Consider the following 25,213-nt stretch of genomic DNA (forward strand, 5'->3'; position numbering starts at 1 on the left):
AAGGGTGTAGTCATTGGTCTTTCTGTTGGTCTAACTTTTTTTAGGGACTTCTTCTGACTTTATGTTTAGCCCCCATAATTCAATTATTTAAGGCAGAATTTTAAGACTCATTTAGAACTTTGTTAGAATCCGATTTTTCCATCAAAACATTAGTTCTAAAAGTTCTGAAATAAGAGCGATTTCTAAGTCTCCGTCATATCCCATATTTTTCTCAGTTAAAGCCATTTCAATTTTACTGAGTGCAATCCTACTTTTATAATCTGTTATCTTATTATCTATACATCAATACTACAATCTACACATATAGCACCATTATACAATCTATTTACATATGACAAACAAATAAAGGCAATCCGAAGACTACCGATATTTATTTCTCTGCACCTTTGCTACAGTCTTTCTTGTTTGACTTAGCTTTATCTTCTATCTTAAAGCTTTTTATTTGCCTTAATATAGAATTTTTATCCTCATCATCATACCCTCCAACTTTTGAGTATAAAAAAAGACAATAGAGTTTATAATTTCTATCGTCTGAGATTATCTAATATTTATTTTTCTTTAAATTGATTTTATTGTATAGATTAATAATTCTATTAATCCAATTATAAAAATTAAACTGGGATTCATAATAAACCCCAGTTTCATAATTAGCGTGTTCTTTAATATAATTTTGATCCTGCTGGAATCTTGTCTTCTAGCATTACAAGGTTTAATAATTCTTCTCCATCGTATTCGCATACTGCTGATAGAAGCATACCGCAAGATTCAACCCCCATCATCTTTCTTGGTGGAAGGTTTGTTATTGCAACAAGAGTCTTGCCAATTAGTTCTTCTGCATCATAAACATTTTTGATTCCTGATAGGATAATTCTATCTTCACCAGATCCATCATCAAGTGTGAACTTAAGAAGTTTTTTAGATTTTGGAACTTCTTCACAGTTCTTAACTTTTACAACTCTGAAGTCAGATTTTGAGAAAGTATCAAAGTCTACCATGTCTTCAAATAGGGGTTCAACCTTTACCTTTGACATGTCAATCCTTGCACTTGCATTGTCATCTGCTGCCTTATTAGCCTTAATTTCTGCAACTTCTTTTCCAAGTGGTTTCATTGTTGGGAATAGAAGTACGTCCCTAATACTTGGTTGGTCTGTTAGAAGGACAATCATCCTGTCTACACCAATTCCAAGTCCACCTGTTGGTGGAAGACCAACTTCAATTGCGTTAATGAAGTCTGAATCCATTGGATGAGCTTCGTCATCTCCTGCTGCCTTTTCTGCAACTTGAGCTTCAAATCTTTCTCTTTGATCTATTGGGTCATTAAGCTCTGAGAAAGCATTGGCAAATTCCCAAGTGTTGATAAAGGCTTCAAACCTTTGTGTAAGTCTTGGGTCCTCAGGGTTTCTCTTTGCAAGTGGGGATACATCTACTGGGTGACCAATTACAAATGTTGGTTCAACAAGGTGTTCTTCACAGAATTCTTCAAACATTTCTGAAAGAAGCTTGCCCCAAGTATCATTGTCATTTACATCAAGTCCCTTTTCTCTTGCAACTTCTCTTGCCTTTTCGTCTGTATCAATTTCATTGAAGTCAACATCAGCATATTTTTTAACTGCATCTATCATTGTTATTCTCTTCCAAGGTGCCTTTAGGCAAATTTCTGTGCCTTGGTAGTTAATTGTATCTGTTCCAAGAACTTCAAGAGCTACATATTCGAATAGGTCTTCAGTGATTCTCATCATTTCTTCGTAGTCAGCATAGGCTTGGTAAAGTTCAATGTTAGTAAATTCAGGATTGTGCTTAGTGTCCATTCCTTCGTTTCTAAACATCTTGCCCATTTCATAAACCTTGTCAAAGCCACCAACAATTAATCTCTTTAGGAAAAGTTCGTTGGCAATTCTTAGTTGCATGTCAATGTCAAGAGTGTTGTGATGAGTGTAGAAAGGTCTTGCATTTGCTCCACCTGCCACTGTACCAAGGATTGGTGTTTCAACTTCTAGGAAGTCCTTATTGTCTAAGAATTCTCTAATCTTCTTGATGATTTTATTTCTCTTAATAAATACATCCTTAACTTCAGGATTTACAATTAAGTCAACATATCTTTGTCTGTATCTTAGGTCTGGGTCCTTAAGTCCATGGAATTTTTCTGGAAGGATTTGTAGTGATTTAGAAAGTAGGCTTATATCAGTTGCACGAACTGTAATTTCTCCTGCTTCTGTCTTGAATACAATTCCCTTAACTCCAACAATATCTCCAATATCAATGCCCTTAACGTCTTCGTATTTTTCTTCAAGGACATCTTTTCTTGCAAAAATTTGGATATTGCCTTCTGAGTCTCTAAGGTCTAGGAAGCAAATTTTTCCGTGACGTCTCTTGCTCATAATACGTCCAGCAATAGAAACTTCTCTTTCATCTGCTTCGTTGAATTCTTCCTTGATTCCAACTGAGTGTGCAGTTACATCATAAGTTTCGTGGACAAAGGGGTCTTTGCCTTCACTTTTTAATTCTTCAAGCTTTTGTCTCTTTAACAAAAGCATTTCATTTAGATTTGCATCTTCTGTTTTCTTCACAAACTGCCTCCTAAATAGTTATTCCACAAATTTCATACTTGATAATTCCGTCTGGAACTTCAACTTCAACTACATCGCCAACACGGTTGCCAATAAGTTTTGAACCAACTGGTGATTCGTTAGAAATTTTTCCTTCTAGTGGGTCTGCTTCTGCTGAACCAACAATTGTGTACTCGTCTTCTTCCATTGTGTCAAGTTCTCTAACTTTAACACTTGATCCAATGTTGACAACGTCTGTATTTAAATCTTTTTCATCTATAATTTTAGCATTACGAACCATCATTTCAAGTTTAGCGATTCTCTCTTCAACTTGTGCTTGTTCATTTTTTGCCTCGTCATATTCAGAGTTTTCAGAAAGGTCACCATAGCCAAGAGCTACCTTAATTCTTTCAGAAACTTCTTTTCTTCTAACTGTTTTTAAATACTCAATTTCATTTTCGATTTTTTCTAGACCTTCCGGTGTAAAAAATATATCTTTTTCCAAAATTCTCTCTCCCTCAATTATATAAAAAATAAGGCGTGAGCCGCCTTTCACAAAACCTTTTAATCTAGGCTATTATAATTTAAAGGTGGCTAAATGTCAAGAAGATTAAGTATTAAGAAGACTTTCATAAGTTTTTATACAAAAAATAAACCCTGCAAATTTATTCACAGAGTTTAAAAGTATTTTAATTTATTTTACTTTATTTTCTTTTTCTTTATTTTTATTTTGATAAATAAAAATAAAATTATCAATAATACAAGCCAACGCGAAATATGCACAGAAATCCTCAACGGTATAAGCATGAAAAAGATTAAATATTTTAGAAAAAAATGTAAAAATTAAAGATATTGCTAAAGTTAAAGCTGCAAGAAAGGGCAATCTCTCTATAGATTTTTCCTCATGATTGAGTAAATAGACAAGAAACCACAATATACTTCCTATAAAATGCATAATAAACTCCCTTCTTACTAACGACACTTATATTTTAAATTTTAAAATCAATCTAAATTATCTATATAAGTTCTAATTACTTCTATTATCTCCTCTTTATCCTTTAATGTATTTAACTTATTCCTAACTTCCTTGGACCCCTTCATCCCCTTGAAGTATTCTGCATAGACCTTTCTCATCTCAAGTATGCCAAGCTTTTCTCCCTTGTAGGCAATTTTTCTTTCAAGTTCATCAATCATGAGACGGAGTCTTTCTTTATCACTCGGCTTGTAATAACTGCCTGTCTTTATAAGTTCTTCTATTTGAGAAAAGATGTAAGGGTTGCCAATTGCCCCTCGTCCTATTGCAAGGCCATCGACCTTAGAATAATTTATTTTTTCCAGAGCATCTTCAGGACTAGCAACATCACCATTTCCTATTACAGGAATTTTTACATTTTCCTTAACTTCTTTTATAAAGTCCCAGTCTGCCTTGCCTGTGTAGTATTCTTCTCTCGTTCTGCCATGAACTGTTACAAAGGTCGCACCTGCAGCTTCAATATTTTTTATGGCTTTCATAGATGAAACTCCGCCTATTCCCTTGCGGACTTTTGTAGTGACAGGCTTGTTGGAGTTTTTTACAACAGCTTTAACAATATCGTAAACAAGAGAAGGGTCACTCAATAGATGAGAGCCTGAATTATTTTTTACAATCTTCGGTGCAGGACAACCCATATTTATGTCCACATAAGAAAAGTCGTAGTCATTTAAAATTTTTGCAGCCTGGCCCATAACATCTGGGTCGCTGCCAAATATTTGGACGGCAACTTTTTTCTCCTTGGGAGATATGTCCAAGAGGTCTATAGTTTTTTTATTTTCATATACAAGTGCCATGGCCGATACCATTTCAGTTACAGTAATGTCTGCACCCTTTTCACTTGCCACTTCCCTAAAGGCTATGTCTGTGTAGCCTGCCATGGGGGCTAAAATCTTTAGCAAAAAATCACTCTCAATCTATTCCTTCAATTTTGTTATTTTTTTCATAAATAATTTTTAGTCCTTCAAGAGTCAAGAACTTGTTAATAATAAAATTGTATTTTGAATCCTTAGTTAACATTGTGGAGAAACCACCCGTTGAAATAATATTTGTTTCTTCTTCCTTCCAGTTTAATTCCTTGAGAAGTTTTGTAACAATACCGTCAATCATTTCTGTGTAACCATAATAAAGTCCTGCTTGCATTGCTCCAACAGTGTCAGATTGTATAACTTTTTCTGGCGCAATTATTTCTATCTTTGGTAGTTTTGAAGTCATCATGAAGAGGGCTTCTGCAGAAATCCCTATTCCAGGCATAATAAGTCCACCAAGATAATTCTTTTCTTTATCAACAACGCAAAAAGTCATGGCAGTTCCAATATCAACTATAATTGATTGCTCTCCATAAAGTTCTAGGGCTCCAACAGCATTGACAATCCTATCTGCACCAACTTGTTTTGGGTTTTCATACTTAATGTTAAGTCCCAGGTCAAGGTCTGTACTAACAACCATTGGACTCTTGTTAAAGTATTTTATAATCATAGAAGGAAGTGTGTGCATAAGGTTTGGCACAACTGAAGAAATAATTACATCTTCAATATCCTGTGGATCTATATTGGCATGGAGAAGAGTGTTTATAAAGATAAGACCATACTCGTCAGATGTCCTTGTCTTTACAGTTGAAGTCCTAAAGTCATTGACAAGCTCTCCACCCTTAAAAACTCCCCAAGTTATGGAAGTATTCCCTACATCTATTACTAATAACATTTTTACACCTCTGTTTAACAAATTGTATTTATTATATATTTTATAAACTTGACTTTCAACTAATTATTATTTTTGAATTGATAAATTCCATTATAAAAAGTAATTAGGTTAACCATATTGACACTTGGGTAAACATTGTGTAATATATCCATGGAGGTTAAAAATGAAAATACAAACAAAAGACATAACAAAAATAGCACTTTTAGTAGCACTTATAGCTGTGGGAGCTTTTATTTCTATTCCCATTGGACCAGTTCCCTTTACACTACAAAACTTTTTTGTATTTATGACTGGACTTTTACTTACACCTTTTTATGCAGGACTCACAGTTTTTATTTACGTCCTACTTGGCCTAATTGGTGTCCCAATTTTTGCTGGCTTTACAGGTGGTTTTCAAACTGTATTAAAACCAAGCTTTGGATTTTTAATTGCCTTTATAATAGGAGCTGCATTTATATCTAAGTTTGCTCACGGTGAAAAGAACTTTGGAAAGACTATGGTGGTCCTAGTTATTGCAGAAGTTATTTTCTATGCAATTGGACTTCCTTATATGTACTACATTTTAAATGTGGTTATGGGTAATCCTATGGACATCTCAAAGGTCTTTGCAATTGGGATGATACCTTTTATTATTCCTGACTTGGCAAAAGCAGTAGTAGCTGCAATTATTGCACCAAGAATTTTAAAGGCCATAAAATAATTTAGTTCATAATTAATAGAATAATTTAAGAAAGAATCTCGCTTAAGGGCGAGGTTTTTTTCATTTATACTTATAGTTATATGCCAAAGATTCTGATATAATAACAAAATAGGAGGTTATTATGAAAGATAATAGAAACAATAAACCTCGCGGAATGATAAAACTTTCAAGCATAATAAAAATACTACTCTTAATTGTTGTGGCTGCAATTATAATTTTAGGCTCACTTGTCACTTCAATTGTCTTGGGTATTTTTAAAAAAGCTCCTGTAATAGAACCATCAGAATACAGATCACAACTCTCTGAAACTTCTAGGATCTATTCAAGCGACGGAAAGCTAATTGAATCACTTATATCTGATCAATTTAGTGAATTCGTTCCCTACGAGGACATACCAAAGGATTTGGTAAATGCCATTGTGGCAATAGAAGATGAAAGGTTTTTCGAACACAATGGAGTCGACTACAAGAGAGTAGTTGGTGCCATAGTTCACGATATAAAGACTAGGTCTTTTGAACAAGGTGCATCAACAATAACAATGCAACTTGCCAAGAACCTGTACACATCTTTCTCAAAGAGCGTAGTTAGAAAGATAACCGACGTCTACTATTCTTATCAGATAGAGCAAGATCTTTCCAAGGAACAAATTCTCGAAGCTTACTTAAACTCTGCAGGCTTCTCCAAGGGAACTGTTGGGGTTCAAGCTGCAGCTAAAACTTTCTTTAACAAAGACGTATCAGAACTCGACCTTGCTGAGTGTGCCCTTATAGCAGGTGTAACAAACCTTCCAGAAAAGTACACTCCTTACAACACTCAAGAGATAAATGAATCAGACGACTTGGGCAACATTGAAATTGTTCTTCTACCAAAGAACGAAAACTCAGAGCCAAACTCTGATGAAATAATAAGAATTGCCAAGAACTTAAATGAACTTGGTCAAATCGATAACTTTGATTTAATTCAAATTCAAAATGACATGATAGTTCCTGTTAAGGCTGTCTTTAATGAAACTTCTCAAGAAAGACAAAGACTTGTTCTAAAGAGAATGCTTAACCAAGGACTAATTAATCAAGAAGACTACGACAGGGCCCTAAATGAAAAAATTGAAATCAATATTGGCTCTCGTAAGGAAAGTGGAATCTCTTCCTTCTACACAGACGTAGTTCAAAAGAATGCCATAAAAATCTTGACAGAATCAGGCTACTCACAAGAAGAAGCCACAAACAAACTCTTCAATGGAGGACTTAAGATTTATACTCCAATGGATATAAATATGCAAAGGACTCTTGAAGAAGTAGTTTCTAACCCTAGATACTATTATGGTGGCTTTACTGATAAGAATGGAATCATCCAACCACAAGTTGCTTCTGTCATCATCGACCAAAAAACTCACGAAGTTAAGGCTCTTGTTGGAGGTAGAAATGTTAGTGGTGGTAGACTTTTAAATAGAGCACTTGTACCAAGACAACCTGGTTCATCAATTAAACCTATTTCAGTTTACTTAACAGCCCTAAATAACGGCGCCACTGCAGGCGATGTTTACCTAGACCAAAAGATGCCAGAAAGATTATTTGGCCACTCACCTAGAAATTCTGGTAACTACTACCAAGGTTGGACAACTATAAGAAACCTTCTTCGTCAATCATCAAACGTTGGTGCCTACCAAGTTGCAAGAGATATCTCTGCTGACAAGGATGCAAAAATCAATAGAAACTCAACTTACTCTAAGGCATACAACGACGAAGAATCTATAAACAAAATAGTAGAAACTTTAAAATCAATTGGAGTTTCCACAATAGTTGAAAAGGACGACAACCCAACATGGAATGATATGGACTATGCCCCACTTACCCTTGGCGGCATGAGCTATGGTATTAGTCCCTTTGAAATGGCTGGCGCCTTCACTGCAATTTCCAATGGGGGAAAGTACGCCAACCCTTATGTAATTACAAAGATCGAATCAAACACTGGTGAAGTTATTTACCAAGTTGACCCTAAGGAAAAAGAAGTTACTAGTCCACAAAATGCCTACATCTTGACAGACATGTTAAAGGATGTTGTAAGACGTGGTACTGGTAGAAATGCAGCCTTCCCTGGTCAAGAAGTTGCTGGTAAGACTGGTACATCAACTGACGAGCATAATGGCAGGAAGGACGTTTGGTTTATTGGCTACACTCCTTACTACACTTGCTCCGTTTGGATTGGTAACGACAAGAACCAAAAACTTGCCTTTGGATCAACTCAATCAGCTTACCTATGGAAACAAATTATGAAGTCAATTCACCAAGATCTTGACAGAAAAGAGTTTGAAGAACCTGAAGGAATTTACACTAAATATTCTAGTGGTAGAAGAGAAATCTTTGCTGAGGGAACTAAACCACACTACACTAACAAGTATGGCTTCTACAAGTCCTATACAAAGAAGAAAAAAGAAACTAAAAAGAATAACGACAACAACAATAATAATAACAAGAAGAGCAAGAAGTCATCAGACAATAACAACAATTCAGGCAGTAAGAAGAAGACTTCTAAATCAATTGTTAATAATGAGGATTAAAGAAACTGGAGTTGAGCTCCAGTTTTTTTATTGTCTTCTTTTATTCGATTTTAAATGAATATTTTAAAGTTTATTTTTGAAGACCAATCATTTTATTATTTACGATTTTAAAGTCATTTTAATTTTATTTTTTATATATCCTTCTATTTGCTTTTAATTCTTCTTTTAATAATCTTAAATCACCTTCTTATTTTAGTTCATATCTATATTTCCTTTTTAATTTATATTTATAATTCTTAAAAAATGACAAAATAAAAAGCCCCTCTCGGAGCTTTTTTATTTTTGAATTTATAAATTATTTTTATCTTCTTCTGAATCTTCATTGCCTTCTGCTTCCTTCTTATCCTTTTTATGAATAAGTTCCTTTGCTTCTTCAGACAAGTCATCTTCATTTATTGTGTCTTCAAGATCAATGGATTCCTCATCGAGCTTTTCGCCGTTAAAAATCTTTTCGAAGTCCTTAGAATAGATTGTTTCCTTTTCTAAAAGAGCATCGGAAAGTGCAAGTAACTTGTCTAAGTTTTCACTTAAAAGTTTTTTGCACTTAGCGTAGGCTTCGTTGATAATTCTTGTTACTTCGTCATCAATCTCCGCTGCAGTTCTTTCAGAATAGTCTCTTGAACGTCCTAGGTCTCTTCCTATGAAGACTTCATTTTCTGATGAGTCGTAATTTATTGTACCTAGCTTCTCACTCATTCCATAGTGGGTTACCATGGCACGGGCAATCTTTGTTGCTCTTTCAATATCATTTGAGGCACCAGTTGATATGTCATCAAGGACTAGGGACTCGGCAACTCTTCCACCAAGAAGGGAAACAATGGAAGCTTCCATCTTCTTCTTAGTCATAAAAGATATTTCATCTTCAGGAAGGTAGGCAGTAAATCCACCAGCCATTCCCCTAGGAATAATTGTAATCATGTGAACAGGATCTTCTTCAGGAAGAAGTCTTGATACAATTGCGTGTCCAGATTCGTGAACTGCTGTTAGCTTTCTTTCCTTTTCTGAAACAACACGAGACTTCTTTGCAGGACCTGCTTGAACCTTTATTGATGCTTCGTCAATATCTTCCATAGATATTGCAGTTTCGCCACGTCTTGCAGCAAGTAGGGCTGACTCGTTCATTAAGTTTTCAAGGTCTGCTGGAGTAAAACCTGGAGTTCTCTTTGCAATTACTTCAAGGTTTACATCATCAGCAAGCTTCTTGCCTCTGGAGTGAATTCCAAGGATTGCCTTTCTTGCACGAACGTCTGGCTTTCCAACATATACGGTCCTGTCAAATCTTCCTGGTCTTAGGATAGCTGGGTCAAGTATGTCTGCCCTGTTTGTCGCAGCCATAACGATTACGCCTTCGTTAGTTCCAAAACCATCCATTTCAACTAGAAGTTGGTTAAGAGTTTGTTCTCTCTCGTCGTGGCCACCTCCAAGACCTGCCCCTCTTTTTCTTCCCACTGCGTCAATTTCGTCAATGAAAATAATACAAGGTGCATTTTTCTTTGCAGATTCAAAAAGGTCTCTTACCCTTGATGCACCAACACCGACAAACATTTCAACAAAGTCTGAACCACTCATTATAAAGAAGGGAACTCCTGCTTCGCCAGCAACAGCCTTTGAAAGATAAGTCTTACCAGTTCCTGGAGGACCTACTAGTAGGACTCCCTTAGGGATTCTTGCTCCCATATTTATAAACTTCTTAGGGTTTTTTAAAAAATCAACAATTTCTGCAAGTTCTTCCTTTTCTTCCTCAAGACCTGCAACATCCTTAAAGCTAACAAGATTCTTTCCATCTTCCTTGTTAATTAGTTTGGCCTTGCTCTTGCCAAAGGAATTCATCTTTCCTCCGCCACCAGCTTGTTGCATCATCCTGTACCAGAAGAAAACTATAAAGGCAAACATAAGTAGGGTTGGAATCCACTCAACTAAGAAAGAAGTTTGCTTAGTTGGACTTGAAACTACATCAATAGTTCCTGCATCAGCCTTTTCCTTTAGGTAGTCCTTATAAAAAGTATCTGAAGCTTCTTGTGGAATCACAGTCCTAAAAGTGTCGTCATTTTTTAATTTTACGCTGGCAATGGAGTCAACTCCATTTTGCAAGCTAACGGACTTTACATTGTCCTTATCAAGTTCTGTTACAAATTCAGTAAAGGATTTTTCTTCCACAACATTTGCTGGTGGCCCAAAAAACCTAATTGATAATATTAAGACAAGGATTAGGACAATATAAAATCCCGCTCCTCCAAATTTCTTATTCAATAATATCACTCCTCACTATTAGAATAGACAGATTCATCTAATATTCCAATGTAAGGAAGACCTCTGAATCTCTCGTTATAGTCCATTCCATAACCAATTACAAAGTGGTCATCAATTTCATATCCATTATATTTAACAGGTAAGTCAACCTTTCTCCTAGATGGTTTAGAAAGCATAGTCACAATTTCAACAGACTTTGCTCCTCTTGATCTTAAAAGTTTAGTCAAATAAGAAAGTGTCACACCTGTGTCAATTATATCTTCAACAATTAGAATATCCTTATCAACAATATTAGTTGAAATATCCTTTAGAATCCTAACCTCACCCATGGACCTTGTTCCTTGATAGCTGGAAACATCCATAAAGTCGTACTCAAGGTCTAGATCAATACTTCTCATAATATCTGCCATAAAGGGAACGCAACCCTTTAGGATTCCAAGAAGTAATAAATTTTTGTCCTTGTAGTCCTCTCTTATTCTCTCGCCAAGTTCTTTAACTTTTTCTTTGATTTCTTCTTCAGAATAAAGAACCTCTTTAATTTCTGACATTTTTAACCTCCAAAACGAGCTTGTTCTTTGTATTTTTATCTATTTTAACATCTTCTGAGATATCCATCCCAACCACATAGATAATTTTTTCATCATCACACACAAGGCCTATCTCATCTCTTAAAAGTCTGTCAACTTTTCTATCAATAAAATAGTCTTTTAGCTTTTTATTATTCTTCATCCCAAGAGCTTTAAACCTATCTCCTGGAGCCCTATTCCTTATGTGAAGACTACCCCTTATTTTATCATAGTCTATTACTTTTATAAAGGAATTGGCATGACTTTCTTCTCCATCTTTTCTTATAAAAATTTCTCCAAAGTCTGTTGAATTTATTCCAAGTTTTAAGTCCTTAGTCGATTTTTCTTTTTTCTCTTCAAACCTTTCAATAATAACTTTGTCATAGGACCTTCTCGCATAAATATTCTTCCCAAGGTCAACCTGTCTCCCAGACTGGCCAAGACACAAGTCATAAATGGCAAGAATGTTAGACCTGTTTAAAATATTTTCTTTATAAAAATTCTCTTCTAGGTATCTTTTTATTATTTCTTGGCCAATAAATTTTTTGACCTTTATAATTTCAGAGGGAATTAAAAAATTATGACCCAGGCACTTGTCATAGTTTTCTTTTACAAGTTCTTCTATGAGTCCATTGGCTTCTTCTGCATTCTCAGAAAGTCTAAGTAAAGAATTTATTATGTCTGGATTAAATTTTTTAAGTTCAGGAATAAGTCCCAGCCTAATTTTATTTCTTGTGTAGATCTCTTCAAAGTTTGTCTCATCATCAAAATAAGCTAGCTTATTCTTGTGGAGGTAATCTTCTATTTCTTCCCTCCTAATATTTATAAGAGGCCTAAAGACATCTTCATTGACCTCAGAAATCCCAGCAAGACCCTTTAGACCTGTCCCCCTCATAATGTTAAAAAGTACTGTCTCTGCCCTGTCATTGGCATTGTGGGCTGTTAAAATTTTTCTCCCTCTGGAGTTCTCCCTAAAGAATTTATACCTCAAAATTCTTCCAGCCTCTTCCGATGAAATTTTTTCTTTCTTTGCAAATTCATCCATGTTAACAGTCTTAGTAATGCACTTAATCCCAAAATCTTGACAAACTTTCTTTACAAAGTCCTCGTCTCTTTTGGCAGTCTCCCTTATCCCATGGTTTAGGTGGCAAACAATAATATCAAGGTCCCAGTCATCCCTTAAATCCATTAGATTATAAAAAAGATACATGGAGTCTGCTCCACCAGATACGCCAAGACTTAGCTTGTCAGACTTTTTTATACTATTTAATTTTTTTAAATTTTCATAAAATATCTTATCCATAATTAAAATAAAAAAAGTGGCAAACTATCAAAAGATAGTCACCACTACTAATTTCTAGAATTTTTCTTCTTTGTCTTTTGATTGTATCTTGCTCTGGCTTCGTCAAGCTTAGTATTGCTTTCCTTAAGGAATTTGCTCAAAAGGTCTTCAAACTTTTGATCGACTTTTTCATCCTTAGGTTCTTCCTTTTTTTCAACTGCATCTTTGATAGATAGGGCAATCTTTCCCTTCTCATCAATGCTTAAGACCTTAACCTTAACTTCGTCACCTTCAGCAATGTGATTATTGATGTCCTTTACAAAAGTATCTGCAATTTCAGAAATATGTACTAGACCACTTTTGCCATCTTCTAAATCAACAAAGGCTCCAAACTTGGCAACCTTAGTTACTACACCTTCAACAATATCGCCTGGCGATAAATCCATAACTTCCTCCTAAATTTTATTTTAAATATCCTTTTCAGAATTATTAATCTTATCTTTATCCTTGTTCTTATCAATATAGATAACTTCTCTTGGTTTAACCATACCTAAATCTTCTCTCGCTACTTTTTCAATAAAATTAGTTGAGGAAGAATTGTCCAGTTCAGAATTTAAATTATCTATTTCAAGTTTTAAATTAGAAATTTCCTGATTGTTGGCAGAGATAATCTCAAGTTTTTGATTCCTAAGAGAAATCGACTTGCCAATTTTTATTGATCCCAGGATTACTGAACCTAGGATAATAAGGGCAAGAGCCAAGGGAAATCTTCTTCTTTTTACCTTCATAAGCAACCCCTCTTAATTTCCAATTGGATTAATCTCGATTTAATCTATCCTGTCGTAAAGAGTCTCTGCATCCTTTTTGGAATTCACATCGGAAATGTCCTTAACCTTGACCCTAACCTTTCTTTCACCAAGTTGTAGTGAAATAATGTCGTCAATGTTAACAGAGTCTGATGGCTTGGCAACCTTGTCGTTGATTTCAACAAGTCCCTTTTCGCAGGCTTCTTTAGCTACAGTTCTTCTTTTTATAAGTCTTGAATTCTTTAAAAATTTATCTAATCTCATAATCCTCTCCAAATAAGAATATATCAAATATAGAAGAAAATATCAATACTCATGGAAAATTTGGGCATAAAAAAAGAAGGCCTTGCCTTCTCTTTTCTTACTTATTAACAGCTTCTTTAAGAGCTTTACCTGATCTGAAAACTGGTGCTTTAGATGCAGGAATTTTAATAACTTCTTCTGGATTTCTAGGGTTTCTTCCTTCTCTAGCTTTTCTTTGTCTAACTTCGAAAGTTCCAAATCCAACTAATTGAACTTTTTCTCCGTCAGCAAGAGCTTCTTGAACTGAAGAGATAAATCCGTTTAAAGCTTGTTCAGCGTCTTTTTTAGTAAGACCTGATTTTTCAGCAATGCTTGCTACTAATTCTGATTTGTTCATTTTATATCCTCCTTGAAGAATTTTCTTTAGTCTTTTTCTTAGTTTAAGACCCTCTCAACCTTTAATATTCCAAGATCTAAAAGGGCTCTTTTCCTAAGACTGTTACAATTATAACCTAAGTTAAGTTTATTTTCTACATTTATTTTAAAAAAATCGCTATTTTATCCAATTTTTTGTATATTTCATCATAAATTTCACGGAAATCCACTAGGCCTTCCCTATCTTTTAATAAAAGTAATAATATAGATAAAATTAGGATGTCTGTCTCATTTTCATAGTCCATGGATAAGTCCTCAGACTTTTCAATTAAAAGTTTTTTTATCTTTTCAAAACATTCATCATCTAGGTAAATATCTTCTTTTTCCAGAATATCTTCAAGCCTATCCATAATCATTGGAAGATTTTTGCCACTTGTCCTTGGAATGTAAATGCAAGATTGGTGGTTGTAGTCATCAATCCTTGGAAGTTTATAAATTTCAACCTTCCTTACAATCTCGTCGTCAAGTCCAGCATTTCTTATTACATAGGCCATGTCTTCTTCCTTGTAAACTTCTTGAAGAAGAAGAGAAAGGTCCGATGCAATTCTCTTGTTGTAGACTTGTGTTATAAGAGTATCTCGTCTTGTATCGAAGTCAAACTTCTTTGCATCTGAGTCTAAAAATAAGAGTCCATCAACAGCGTCTCTTCCCACTCCAGCAAGAACTGGTTCAATAAAAGAAATTCCATTTACAATGTTTATATCAGCCTCTTCATCTATTAGGAGCCTAACTGTTTTTTCTGCAACTAAGGGAGTTCCTGGAACAAAATAATTTATATCCTTATCCTTAGCTTCTTCTAATAATATTTCTACAATTTTATTGTAAACTTCGTCGAAGCTTTCCATCTCATTATATAAGTAGTCAAAGGACTCATATTTTATTTTGTTTTCTTCAAAAAAAGAAAGGGCTTCGTGCCTATCAGTCCTCAAAAAATTTTTATTTCCATTTTTCATAATTTTTACTGCTTCAAGGGTAAGGTCTCTTGAAGAAGTGGACCCAAGTCCAACAACATTTATCATTATAATCACCTTCTAACATTATACACATAAAGCCTTATTTATTTTCAAATTTTTTACTAACCTCATTTTATTTTCAAATTCATAATTATTCGAAAGTTTGTCCTTAAAAGTTTACATAAAAAAAGAGGGGTCTTCCCCCTCTTCTTAAGGATTAATCAAATCCAAATTTTTCTCTCATTATTTTAAGCTCTTCATCAGTTAAGTCACTTTCATCAACTGGCTTTTCCTTTTCTTCTTCAGCCATTTGCTTCTTGTGTTCTTCCACAATCTTGTCGTGCTCAGCTATAACTGCTAGGGCAACATCTTGTGGAATCTCTATAGATTTCTTTTCTACTTCAGTAAGTTCAACCTTGCCACCTACACAGAATTTCTTGCCATCTTCAAATTCATATACAAAGACTTCAAGTTCTCCCGCTGGGTTCTTGATAGAAATCTTGTAATCTTCATCAAGCTTTGCAATGTCATCTTCAAGATAGTTTACTACTGCAATAGTTCCTGATCCACAAGAACCTTCCCTAAATAAAGTTTCAGAACCTTCTACATAAACGTAAGGAATCATTTCTAGCTTTTCCTTATTAAAGAAAAGAACTCCATAGGCCTCGTCCTTATGATCTTTTTTAAGAACTTCAAGAGCCTTATTAACAAATTCTTTATCTTCTTCTGCTTCAACAACTAGGTGACTAATGCCAGGAAGCTTGATAAGAGTGCAGTCCTTGCCATCTATTGCTAGATTTTCTCTTCCAATAGGAGCATCTAAAGCTACATAAGCCTTTTGATTTTTAACATCTGCAATTACATCAGTTGTTCCTTCGTGACCACTTACATAGACTTCTATGTCAACAAGTCCATCTGTGTCATAGAAGCTTGCAGAGTAAAGTCCGTATGCTCTTGTTGCGTTGGCACAAAATTCTCCACCCATCATGTCCATCCTAAGTGGTGCACCTTCATAGGCTGGAGAAATAAATCCAACTTGTTCTACATCCTTATCTATTTGTTCCATGATGCAATCTGTGTAAGCCTTTCTATATCCTGGATATACAGGAGCTACAACAAATCCTGTTATATTTCCACATGGGTTTGCTCTAAAATAATTAAAAGTTTTCTTCATAACCATCCTCTTCTCGACTCTAAAAATAAATTTACTCTTTAATTATAGCATACTAAGTTAGTCTTTTTTAACCGCTATTCTTATCTTACCCTAAATTTAATTTTTAACACAGTCTTATCTTAGGTACTTCTTAAGGTCTTCTACCCTATCAGTCTTTTCCCAAGGAAGGTCTAGGTCATTTCTACCAAAGTGACCATAGGATGCAGTTTGTCTGTAAATTGGTCTCAATAGGTCAAGGTCACGAATTATTGCAGCTGGTCTCATGTCGAAGTTTTCCATAATAATCTTTTCGATTTCTTCGTCAGATAATTTGCCAGTGCCAAAAGTTTCTACATAAACTGAAGTTGGTCTTGCAATACCAATTGCATAGGCAAGTCCAATTTCAACTTTTTCTGCTAGTCCTGCTGCCACAATATTTTTTGCAATATATCTTGCATAGTAGGCACCTGATCTGTCAACCTTTGTTGGATCTTTACCTGAGAAAGCTCCACCTCCGTGTCTTCCAAAGCCGCCGTAGGTATCAACTATTATTTTTCTACCAGTAAGTCCCGCATCGGCCATTGGTCCACCAATAACAAATCTGCCAGTTGGGTTTATGAAAAATTCTGTGTCCTTGTCTATAAATTCTTTAGGAACAACCTTTTCTACAACTTCTCTTATTATATCTTCCCTAATTTGTTCCATAGAAATTTCTGGAGCATGTTGAGATGAAACCACAACATTTTTAAGTCTTACTGGTTTATCTTCTTCATATTCAACTGTAACTTGAGTCTTGCCATCTGGTCTTAGGTAGTCAAGTGTGCCATTTTTTCTCACTTCAGTTAATCTTCTTGATAACTTGTGGGCAAGAGAAATTGGAAGTGGCATTAGCTCTTCTGTTTCGTTGCAGGCAAATCCAAACATAATTCCTTGGTCTCCTGCTCCAAAGGAGTCAAGTTCATCTACTCCTTCTTCCTTAAACCTGTCAACACCCATTGCTATGTCAGAGGATTGTTCCTTGATTGCAGATAGGACTGCACAAGTGTTTCCATCAAATCCAAATTTGGCCCTGTTATATCCAATATCTTCTAGGACTTCTCTTGCAGTTTTTTCAAAATCTACATAAGTTTCTGTTGAGATTTCTCCAGTTATAACTATCATGCCTGTGGATGCCATAGTTTCACAGGCTACTCTTGCATTTTTATCTTCTGCCAAAATCTTATCTAAGATGGCATCAGATATTTGGTCGCAAACTTTGTCCGGATGTCCTTCTGTTACGGACTCTGAACTAAATTGCCATTTTTTCATTTTATTCTTTCCTCCATTTTAAATACCTTGATTTAATGTATGAATCTTTTTTATTTAGTCAAATTTGTAAAGTCTTTTAAATTTTAATCCATAAAAAAATCCCCACGCAAAAGTGAGGACCATTAAACCTCATCTTCCAGATAAAAATCTGTGGGATTTAGCACCAACTAGGTTGCCGGGTTTCACAGTGCCCATTCACTCCACCACTCTCAATAAGGTATTATTTATATTTTGTAGCTTGATTATAGCACTTAAAAATTCTTAGTGCAACAAATTAAAATAGTTCATTATGGATATGCCCAAAGGATAGGTAATAATACTCATAATAAAGCTCAAGGTTATTACCTTTGATGCAAACTCATAATCAGAATTCATCTGCTTTGTAAATATAAAACAGTTGGCTGCACATGGTGTTGCCCAAAATATATAGGCAATGCCTAGTTCCATATTAGTAAAGCCAAGCTTAACTCCAATAGGTATGAGAATAAGTGGAGCTAGAACTGTTTTTATAAAAGCTGATGTAAACATAAGCTTGAAGTCGCTCTTTGATGACTCAAAGTTGAGGCTGGCTCCAATTAAGATTAGTGACATTGGCGTTGAAATCTTCGCCACCATTTCTATTGCCTTGTCTATTCCTTGATAGACTGGAATGTGTAAAAAATTAAAAATCGCACCAAAGACTACTCCAGCAATCATTGGGTTCTTAATAATCTTTAAAAGTATATTGGAAATAGAAATTGACTTGTCTTCTGACTCAGAATAGTAGGTCAAGAGGACAATGGCAGAAATATTGTAAAGAGTTAGTCCAAAAGCAATTATTACTATCATGTGTTCCATTGATGGAGCCCCATTGTAAATAATATCTAAAATTGGAAATCCAACGTAGACAAAGTTTGACCTGTAAGCACAGTGGACAAAGGCAGATAATTTTTTCCTGTCTTTAATCCTAAAGGATTTACCAATTACGAGAGCAAGAAAAATTACAAAGATAATCCCTAAGAGTATGTAGGCAACATATTTTGGATGGAGGGACTCAATCCTGGCATTCTTTATGTCATAAAACAATTTAAAGGGCAGGGCCATATAAAAAACAAGCCAGGTTCCTCTGTCTACAAAGTTGTCATCTATGTATCCTTTTTGTTTTGCAAAGTATCCCAGTAGCAAAACTATAAATACGGGCGATACAATATTAAAACCCATAAGTAAGTTACTCATAAAATCACCTCATTAAATTATAGGGTAAATATTTAGGCTTGTCGAGGGCAATCTTTTAAAATACAATAGACCTAGGAGGTCATGTTATGAAAAAAATAATTTCTATTGGACTTACGTCCCTTGTTTTAATTACAAATGTTTTTGCTGGAGCAAAAGTTTCTAGCCAAAGCGTTTATGTTGATGGAAAGGACACTGGTGTTAAGGGTTACAACATCGAAGACAACAACTACTTCAAGTTAAGAGACATTGCAGCTCTCCTTGATGGACTTGATGCTGAGTTTAGTGTATCTTACGACAGCGACAGAGAAGCTGTTATGATTAACAGCAAGTCTGACTACAAGAAGACTGAAGAAGATTTAGCTCCCCTAAAGGACAGTAAGAACGAAGTAAAAAAATCAAACCACAGGGTTTTTGTGGATGGTGTGAGACATTCCTTTAAGGTTTACACAATTGACGGTTACAATTATTTCCAATTGAGACAACTTGGAAAGACAATTGGATTCGATGTTGACTTTGACGAAAAAAATAATTCTGTTTTAATTGATTCAAAGGCAATACCTGGTCGTTCTCTTGTAAATAACCAAGTAGATGTAAAAATTGTTGACTATGCAACTGACTACGAAGAAAAAGAACTGGACATCTTGAAGAACCCTCTTCTTGACATTTCCAAATTTCTTGCTAATATTAAAAACGAAGTACTTGCAACAGCTGAAGAAGGTAAGTTAAGTGGCGAGTCAACTTATGTTAAGTCAGAAAATATTGTTGAAGTTCTACCAACTTCTGCTAAGTATAACGGCAAACTCACTTACACTCCTTATATAAAGATTGACCAAGGAGATAAGTCTGAAGTCTTCCCTTATGAAAAAGAATTTGAAGTTGCAAAAACTTTAACATCAAAGGGCTTTGACTCCACAGACGAATTTGAAATCAGCATGGGAGCAAAAAGTAAAGATCATTTTGTTAAGTACTCATCTTTTAAATATAAATAATTTTGGGTATATAAACTAGGGAGGTGTTAATAGATGGAAATTAAAAAAGATATGTTAATCGGACAAATTCTTTCAGAAAAACCTGAATCAATTGGTACACTAATGAGTTTTGGAATGGGTTGCATCATGTGCCCATCTTCTCAAATGGAAACTCTTGAAGAAGCAGCAATGGTTCACGGTATAGATCCAAATACGCTTGTAGCTGCTCTTAATGAAGATAAGAAAGAAGAAGCGGAAGCTTAATCTAAAGCTTAAATTTGAAGAGGCAGAGGCCTCTTCTTTTTTTACATAAATACTTTAATGATTTAATAAGGAGATACTTATGAAAAAGAAAATAATTTACGCCCTATCCCTAGCCCTACTTGTGGGACCAGTTGTAGCTTCAGTAGAAAAGGCTAACTACAATCCAACGGATGAGGCAGTGTCTGTTGACATAACGAAGAAAGAAAAAGAAAAGGTTGAAGAAATTAAAGAAGTATTTAATATCACAGAATCCTATGAAGATTTTAATTTGATTAAAGACCCAATAAATTCTGACACAGGCTCTGCTTATCTAAATAAAAAAGCAAAAAACAAAAGTCTTGACTCCTACCAATGGTCTGATGAAAATTTAGGAAATTTACAAGTTACCTACACAAGTGATGGCGACTTCTACTCTTATTCAAAGTGGCGCAAGGATCAATATGACAATAAAAATTCTGAAAAAATTTCAAAAGACCAGGCGCAAAAAATTGTAGAAGAAAAGCTGGAAAAACTTATTCCAGACTTTGACAAAAAATATAAATTAAAGGATTTCTCTCTCCTAGATGATGGAAAAGAATTAAGTTTATTTTATGATAGACTCGTTAAGGGAATACCTCTTGCATCAGATTCACTTTATGTAAATATTTCCCTAACTTCTAAGGAAATAAGAGATATGGGAATCAACTCCGACTTTGGACCTGCCACATCCTTCTTAAGTGATAAGGACTTTACAGACAAGGCCAAGTTAAGTCAAGAGGATGCAGAAAAAATATTTGCAAAAAAATTTCCACTTAGACTTTCCTACAAGATTTCCAATGATGGCAAGTCTGTGTCTAAAGTTTACCATTCAGAAATTTTTGATATTGATGCAAAAGATGGAAAGCTTGTAAAAAATAATAATTTGGGATTTATGCCCTATGAGATGGATAAAGTTGCTGACGTTGCAAGTTTAACTGATGTAGAAGTTAAAAAGATTGATGGCTTAAAGGACTTAAAGAAAAAATCTGAAGCCAAGAAAAGAGCCTATGAAATTACTGGTGATGGTTACCAAGTTACTTCAATCTCCCTGAACTCTGACAAGGAAAATTATTACTACAATATTAATCTAGAAAAAGATAAAAATTATAGTCATATCACGCTTAATGCCAAGAACTTAAATCTTGTTTCCCTAGACCTTTGGACTGACAGAAAAGTTTACAATAATAAAGTAAAAGAAGAAGATGCAAAAAAACTTGCCCTAGACTTCTTAGAAAAGTATGGAGATAAATCTGAGCTTAACTTAGATAAAGTTTCTATAGACTCATCTAAAATGGGAACTTCTGTTACTTTACCAAGATATGTAAATAAACTCCCTGTCCTAAAGGAAGGAGTAAAAATTTTTGTAGACCAAGACAAGAAAATTTCATCCTATGAAAGAACTTTTACAAAAGTAGATTTTTCAAAACCAAGTGACAATAACTTGACCCAAGAAGAAGCCAACAAGATTTTCTTATCTTCAAAAAACTTTGGTTTAAAATATGTAATCACTGAAAAGGGGCCTACGCTTTTCTACGGAAACATAAAGGACTTTGACCCAATCATTGGCAAAGATAAAATCTTAAGAGACTATAATGGCGAGATTATTAACTTCAAGGAACAAATTTCCTATCCTGACCTTGATAAGGCAAGGAATAAGGATGCCATCCTCTTCTTAAAAGATATGGAAATTGGTTTAATTGGAAGAAATCTTTCGGACAAAATAACTTACCAAGACTTTGTCAAGCTCTTAAATGGGTCAAGTGGAATGAACTCTTCCTACATGGATTCTTTTGGCCTAGACCTTGAAAAATTAAAGGATAAAAATATTCCTGAAAAAGATGTGGTTAAGACCCTCGTGACAAAAAATAATCTTGAAAGATTTACTAAGGTCAAGGGAATCTTTAAGGAAGATTTATTTAAAAATCAAAAATCTTTAGACGACTATGAATCTTATTATATTATCGCAAAAGGCTTTGGATATATTGATGGGGACATAGACCCAGACAAGGAAATGACCCTTGAAGAAATCCTATACCTAATCTATAACTCAATAAAGTAATTGTAATTCTTTTGTAATTGCTTCTTACCTCCCACTGATGTATATTTATCAATGGGAGGTTTTTTTATGACCCAAACAAGTTATGAAAGAAGAAAAAGATTAAGACGACAAAAGGCCAGGAGAAAAAAGAGAATTAGGCAAATTATTTCTATTTCGATTTTTGCACTAATACTTATACTAATTTTCTCAAAAATTTTCTCTGGTATTAAAAATTCAAAAAACAAAGAAGTTTCACCTGCCCTTATGTGGTACTACACAAATGAAATTTACAAGGACAGACCAAGACCAATATTTTATGAAAAAGAATATATTTCTAATGTGGCCTTGGATAAAATAAGTAAAATGGAGGATGAATTTATTGTCGAGGGATCCAACCACTTAAAAAGGGTTGACAAGTATGCCTATGATGCCAAAAAAATTCGTGACTACACAGTCCACCAAAACTACAAGGGAGAGAAAAAAATTGTATTCTTGACCTTTGATGATGGACCAAACAATGAAATCACTCCACAAGTTTTGGACACCTTAAAGAGAGAGAATGCTCGTGCAACCTTCTTCTTAGTTGGTAAATCAATTGGAGATAAGACTGCAGATAGGGTTAGAGAAATTCTTGCAAATGGCAATGCTATTGCAACTCACTCCTTCTCTCACGACTACGACTATCTATATCCAGGAAGAGTTGTAAGTCCAGAAAGAGTTTATGGAGAAATAGAAAAGACCAACGAAAGACTTCAAAATATCTTAGGCGATGCTTTTCATTCCAAAGTCTTTAGATATCCAGGTGGCGAGATGTCTTGGAAGAATACTCCTGCATCAAACTCTTTCTTAGAATCAAGAGACATAAATTGGATTGACTGGAACTGCCTAGTTGGCGATGCAGAGAAAAAGTCTGTTAGGCCAACAACGACTGCAGGTCAAATCGAATATCTTGACAGAAGTTTAAACAAAAATAAGAATACAAAGATTGTCGTTGTCCTTGCCCACGACGCAAGAAACAAACAACTAACAGCTGATTCCCTATCAGAAGTTATAAAGTACTTTAGGGACAGGGACTATGAATTTGGAATTTTAAAATAATTTGAAATTCTCACAAAATTAAAAAATAAGAGGACTGATTTTATTTTCAGTCCTCTTTTTATTTGCCTTAAATTATTTATAGACAAAAGCAAGATTATTAATTTTTAAATTAAACTAAGTCCATTTTTATCAAGTAGATTAAAATAAATAGGCTGACAAAGGCCAAGATGTAAGAAAATAATATATAGACAATAAATAAAGAATTTCCTCTTTTTTCATCTAGACTTCCAACAATAAGTAGACTAGGTAGATAAGATAAAAAATTAAGATAAGTATAGATAATAAGACAAACTTTAATAAAAGTAATATTTATATTATCAATAAAAATATAAGCCCAACACAAGCTTAAAAATATTATAAAGGCATGAATTAAAATCCTGTAAATTATATTGGATTTACTAGGATACTGCCATAGGATTACCTGTAAAAACTTTTTTATATTTCTCGTCAAATATATCTCCACCTAAAAATTATTTGTAAATATATTATAGTTTATTAGATCAAAAATTATCTACAACTAAAAATTATTTTTTTAGAACAATTTAGGTATTAAGCTTAAAACAAAAAGGACCAATCTCTATGACTAGTCCTCTTCTTTTTATTAAAGTGAATTTTTAATTTTTCCTGCTCTTTCAATAAGTTTGTCTTTTCCTAAAAGGTAAAGAACATTTTGCATTTCTGGTCCGTGAACATTTCCAGATATTGCAGCCCTCACTGGCATGTAAAGTTTCTTGCCCTTTACTCCAGAATCCTTTTGCACTTCCTTCATAAGTCCCTTAGCAGTTTCCATGTCAATTTCATCGTGGGATTTTACAATTTTTATAAAGGAATCAAGAAGTCCTGGCACGTGTTCTTGTGCAAGCTCTTCTTTTGCGGCATCTTCTGTGATTTCAATATCTCCAAATAGGAATTTGATGTGTTCTGGAATATCTTCTAACTTGTCACAAGCTTCTCTCACTGTGTCTATTAAGATCTTGTACCATTCAAAGTTATCCCTAATTTTTTCTTCACTTAATAGTCCTGATTCAGTTACAAATGGAATTGCAAGTTCTGAAAGTTTTTCTAAGTCATAAGATTTCATGTAGTGAGAGTTAACCCAGTTTAATTTATCTGTGTCGAAGATTCCTCCAGACTTTCCTACCCTATCAAATGAGAATTTTTCCACTAATTCATCTAGAGACATAATTTCTTCTCCATCTTCAGGTGACCAACCAACAAGTGCAAGATAATTTACAATACCTTCTGGAAGGTAGCCCCTCTTCTTAAAGTCTTCTACAGAAACATCTCCTTGTCTCTTAGAAAGTTTTTTCCTGTCCTTATTTAAAACTGTTGGAAGGTGAACAAATTCTGGTGCATCCCATCCAAGACATTCGTAAAGGTAAACGTGTTTTGGAGTTGAAGGAAGCCATTCTTCTCCTCTAACTATGTGAGTGATTCCCATTAGGTGGTCGTCAACTATTACAGCCATGTGGTAAGTTGGGAAACCATCTGATTTCATTAATACTTGGTCGTCGATTTCATCAGTGTTAATAGTAACTTTTCCACGAACTGCATCGTTAAATGTGATGTCCTTGTTCTTTGGAAGTTTAAGTCTTACAACATAATCTTCTCCTGCTGCAACTCTCTTCTTAGCTTCTTCTAGAGGAATACCGCGGCAAAGTCCATCATACTTTGGCACCTTACCCTTAATTCTTTGTTCTTCCCTAAGATTATCTAATCTTTCCTTTGAACAGAAGCAGTAGTAAGCGTGGCCATCTTCAATTAGTTGATCAACATATTTTTTGTAGATGTCCAGTCTTTCTGATTGGATGTAAGGTCCACAATCGCCAACTTCTGTTAGCTTGCCATCCTTTACTACAACACCTTCGTCGTGAGAGATGCCTGCCCATTCAAGGGATTCAATTAGGTTTTCTATGGCACCTTCCACATATCTTGTCCTGTCTGTATCTTCTATTCTCAAAACAAATTTGCCGCCATTTTTCTTTGCAAATAGGTAGTTGTATAGAGCTGTTCTCAAACCTCCAATGTGAAGGTAACCTGTTGGTGATGGTGCAAATCTTAATTTAATATCTGACATTA

Annotated in this window: 23 protein-coding genes and 1 riboswitch; of the genes, 6 read left to right on the top strand and 17 right to left on the bottom strand. The window is 34.6% G+C overall.

Annotated features, from left to right (window positions below; translation table 11 throughout):
• Positions 1 to 659: 659 nt before the first annotated feature.
• From lysS to HMPREF3023_RS07320, 5 genes are all read right to left on the bottom strand, one after another.
• Positions 660 to 2,534, bottom strand: coding sequence for a lysine--tRNA ligase (gene lysS, locus HMPREF3023_RS07300; protein WP_070702294.1), 1,875 nt, complete (start codon positions 2,532 to 2,534; stop codon positions 660 to 662).
• Between the two features lie 43 nt (positions 2,535 to 2,577).
• Positions 2,578 to 3,051 carry a transcription elongation factor GreA gene (gene greA / locus HMPREF3023_RS07305; protein ID WP_070702145.1) on the bottom strand — a complete coding sequence of 158 codons (474 nt, stop codon included), beginning with the start codon at positions 3,049 to 3,051 and terminating at the stop codon, positions 2,578 to 2,580.
• Positions 3,052 to 3,240: 189 nt separating this feature from the next.
• Entirely contained in the window at positions 3,241 to 3,501 is a 261-nt protein-coding gene (locus tag HMPREF3023_RS07310; protein WP_070702146.1) for a hypothetical protein, read from the bottom strand.
• A 47-nt stretch (positions 3,502 to 3,548) separates the two neighbouring features.
• The gene (dusB, locus tag HMPREF3023_RS07315) at positions 3,549 to 4,478 is read right to left on the bottom strand and encodes a tRNA dihydrouridine synthase DusB (RefSeq protein WP_083315537.1); all 930 of its coding nucleotides are present in this window, start codon (positions 4,476 to 4,478) and stop codon (positions 3,549 to 3,551) included.
• Between the two features lie 10 nt (positions 4,479 to 4,488).
• A complete protein-coding gene (locus HMPREF3023_RS07320; RefSeq protein ID WP_070702148.1) occupies positions 4,489 to 5,280 on the bottom strand; it encodes a type III pantothenate kinase in 792 nt (263 codons plus the stop codon).
• A gap of 163 nt (positions 5,281 to 5,443) precedes the next feature.
• Between HMPREF3023_RS07320 and HMPREF3023_RS07325 the strand changes: the two genes are divergently transcribed.
• Together HMPREF3023_RS07325 and HMPREF3023_RS07330 are read left to right on the top strand one after the other, a co-directional pair.
• On the top strand, positions 5,444 to 5,980 hold the full coding sequence (locus tag HMPREF3023_RS07325) for a biotin transporter BioY (RefSeq protein WP_070702150.1): 537 nt from the start codon (positions 5,444 to 5,446) through the stop codon (positions 5,978 to 5,980).
• Between the two features lie 121 nt (positions 5,981 to 6,101).
• Positions 6,102 to 8,537, top strand: a complete 2,436-nt coding sequence (locus tag HMPREF3023_RS07330) for a transglycosylase domain-containing protein (protein ID WP_070702152.1) — start codon at positions 6,102 to 6,104, stop codon at positions 8,535 to 8,537.
• Between the two features lie 288 nt (positions 8,538 to 8,825).
• On the opposite strand, the gene ftsH is transcribed toward HMPREF3023_RS07330, so the two are convergent.
• From ftsH to HMPREF3023_RS07385, 11 genes are all read right to left on the bottom strand, one after another.
• A complete protein-coding gene (gene ftsH / locus HMPREF3023_RS07335; protein WP_070702154.1) occupies positions 8,826 to 10,787 on the bottom strand; it encodes an ATP-dependent zinc metalloprotease FtsH in 1,962 nt (653 codons plus the stop codon).
• Positions 10,788 to 10,792: 5 nt separating this feature from the next.
• On the bottom strand, positions 10,793 to 11,335 hold the full coding sequence (gene hpt / locus HMPREF3023_RS07340) for a hypoxanthine phosphoribosyltransferase (RefSeq protein WP_070702156.1): 543 nt from the start codon (positions 11,333 to 11,335) through the stop codon (positions 10,793 to 10,795).
• Positions 11,322 to 12,656: a tRNA lysidine(34) synthetase TilS gene (gene tilS / locus HMPREF3023_RS07345; protein WP_070702158.1), complete on the bottom strand. Its 1,335-nt coding sequence runs from the start codon at positions 12,654 to 12,656 to the stop codon at positions 11,322 to 11,324. The genes hpt and tilS overlap by 14 nt, the downstream gene beginning before the upstream one ends.
• A 47-nt stretch (positions 12,657 to 12,703) precedes the next feature.
• A complete protein-coding gene (locus HMPREF3023_RS07350) occupies positions 12,704 to 13,081 on the bottom strand; it encodes a S1 RNA-binding domain-containing protein (protein ID WP_070702160.1) in 378 nt (125 codons plus the stop codon).
• Between the two features lie 21 nt (positions 13,082 to 13,102).
• A complete protein-coding gene (locus tag HMPREF3023_RS07355) occupies positions 13,103 to 13,423 on the bottom strand; it encodes an FtsB family cell division protein (RefSeq protein WP_070702162.1) in 321 nt (106 codons plus the stop codon).
• Between the two features lie 39 nt (positions 13,424 to 13,462).
• Entirely contained in the window at positions 13,463 to 13,705 is a 243-nt protein-coding gene (locus HMPREF3023_RS07360; RefSeq protein WP_070702164.1) for an RNA-binding S4 domain-containing protein, read from the bottom strand.
• A 97-nt stretch (positions 13,706 to 13,802) separates the two neighbouring features.
• A complete protein-coding gene (locus HMPREF3023_RS07365; RefSeq protein WP_005957971.1) occupies positions 13,803 to 14,081 on the bottom strand; it encodes an HU family DNA-binding protein in 279 nt (92 codons plus the stop codon).
• A 139-nt stretch (positions 14,082 to 14,220) separates the two neighbouring features.
• Entirely contained in the window at positions 14,221 to 15,138 is a 918-nt protein-coding gene (locus HMPREF3023_RS07370; protein WP_070702166.1) for an SAM-dependent methyltransferase, read from the bottom strand.
• 151 nt (positions 15,139 to 15,289) lie between these two features.
• On the bottom strand, positions 15,290 to 16,246 hold the full coding sequence (locus HMPREF3023_RS07375; protein ID WP_070702169.1) for a histidine racemase CntK family protein: 957 nt from the start codon (positions 16,244 to 16,246) through the stop codon (positions 15,290 to 15,292).
• A 114-nt stretch (positions 16,247 to 16,360) separates the two neighbouring features.
• Positions 16,361 to 17,533 carry a methionine adenosyltransferase gene (metK, locus tag HMPREF3023_RS07380; protein WP_070702171.1) on the bottom strand — a complete coding sequence of 391 codons (1,173 nt, stop codon included), beginning with the start codon at positions 17,531 to 17,533 and terminating at the stop codon, positions 16,361 to 16,363.
• Between the two features lie 126 nt (positions 17,534 to 17,659).
• Positions 17,660 to 17,752: riboswitch (SAM riboswitch) on the bottom strand.
• 42 nt (positions 17,753 to 17,794) lie between these two features.
• Positions 17,795 to 18,748 carry an AEC family transporter gene (locus HMPREF3023_RS07385; RefSeq protein WP_070702173.1) on the bottom strand — a complete coding sequence of 318 codons (954 nt, stop codon included), beginning with the start codon at positions 18,746 to 18,748 and terminating at the stop codon, positions 17,795 to 17,797.
• Positions 18,749 to 18,834: 86 nt separating this feature from the next.
• Between HMPREF3023_RS07385 and HMPREF3023_RS07390 the strand changes: the two genes are divergently transcribed.
• From HMPREF3023_RS07390 to HMPREF3023_RS07405, 4 genes are all read left to right on the top strand, one after another.
• On the top strand, positions 18,835 to 19,737 hold the full coding sequence (locus HMPREF3023_RS07390; RefSeq protein ID WP_070702175.1) for a hypothetical protein: 903 nt from the start codon (positions 18,835 to 18,837) through the stop codon (positions 19,735 to 19,737).
• A 33-nt stretch (positions 19,738 to 19,770) separates the two neighbouring features.
• Entirely contained in the window at positions 19,771 to 19,980 is a 210-nt protein-coding gene (locus tag HMPREF3023_RS07395) for a DUF1858 domain-containing protein (protein WP_070702177.1), read from the top strand.
• Between the two features lie 79 nt (positions 19,981 to 20,059).
• Positions 20,060 to 22,057 (top strand): YcdB/YcdC domain-containing protein, encoded by a 1,998-nt coding sequence (locus HMPREF3023_RS07400; RefSeq protein WP_070702179.1) that lies wholly within the window; start codon positions 20,060 to 20,062, stop codon positions 22,055 to 22,057.
• A gap of 66 nt (positions 22,058 to 22,123) precedes the next feature.
• A complete protein-coding gene (locus tag HMPREF3023_RS07405; RefSeq protein WP_070702181.1) occupies positions 22,124 to 23,134 on the top strand; it encodes a polysaccharide deacetylase family protein in 1,011 nt (336 codons plus the stop codon).
• 601 nt (positions 23,135 to 23,735) lie between these two features.
• On the opposite strand, the gene gltX is transcribed toward HMPREF3023_RS07405, so the two are convergent.
• Positions 23,736 to 25,211, bottom strand: coding sequence for a glutamate--tRNA ligase (gene gltX / locus HMPREF3023_RS07415; RefSeq protein ID WP_070702184.1), 1,476 nt, complete (start codon positions 25,209 to 25,211; stop codon positions 23,736 to 23,738).
• Positions 25,212 to 25,213: the final 2 nt, after the last annotated feature.

It is taken from the genome of Peptoniphilus sp. HMSC075B08, assembly GCF_001815405.1.
Taxonomy (GTDB): Bacteria; Bacillota; Clostridia; order Tissierellales; family Peptoniphilaceae; genus Peptoniphilus_A; species Peptoniphilus_A harei.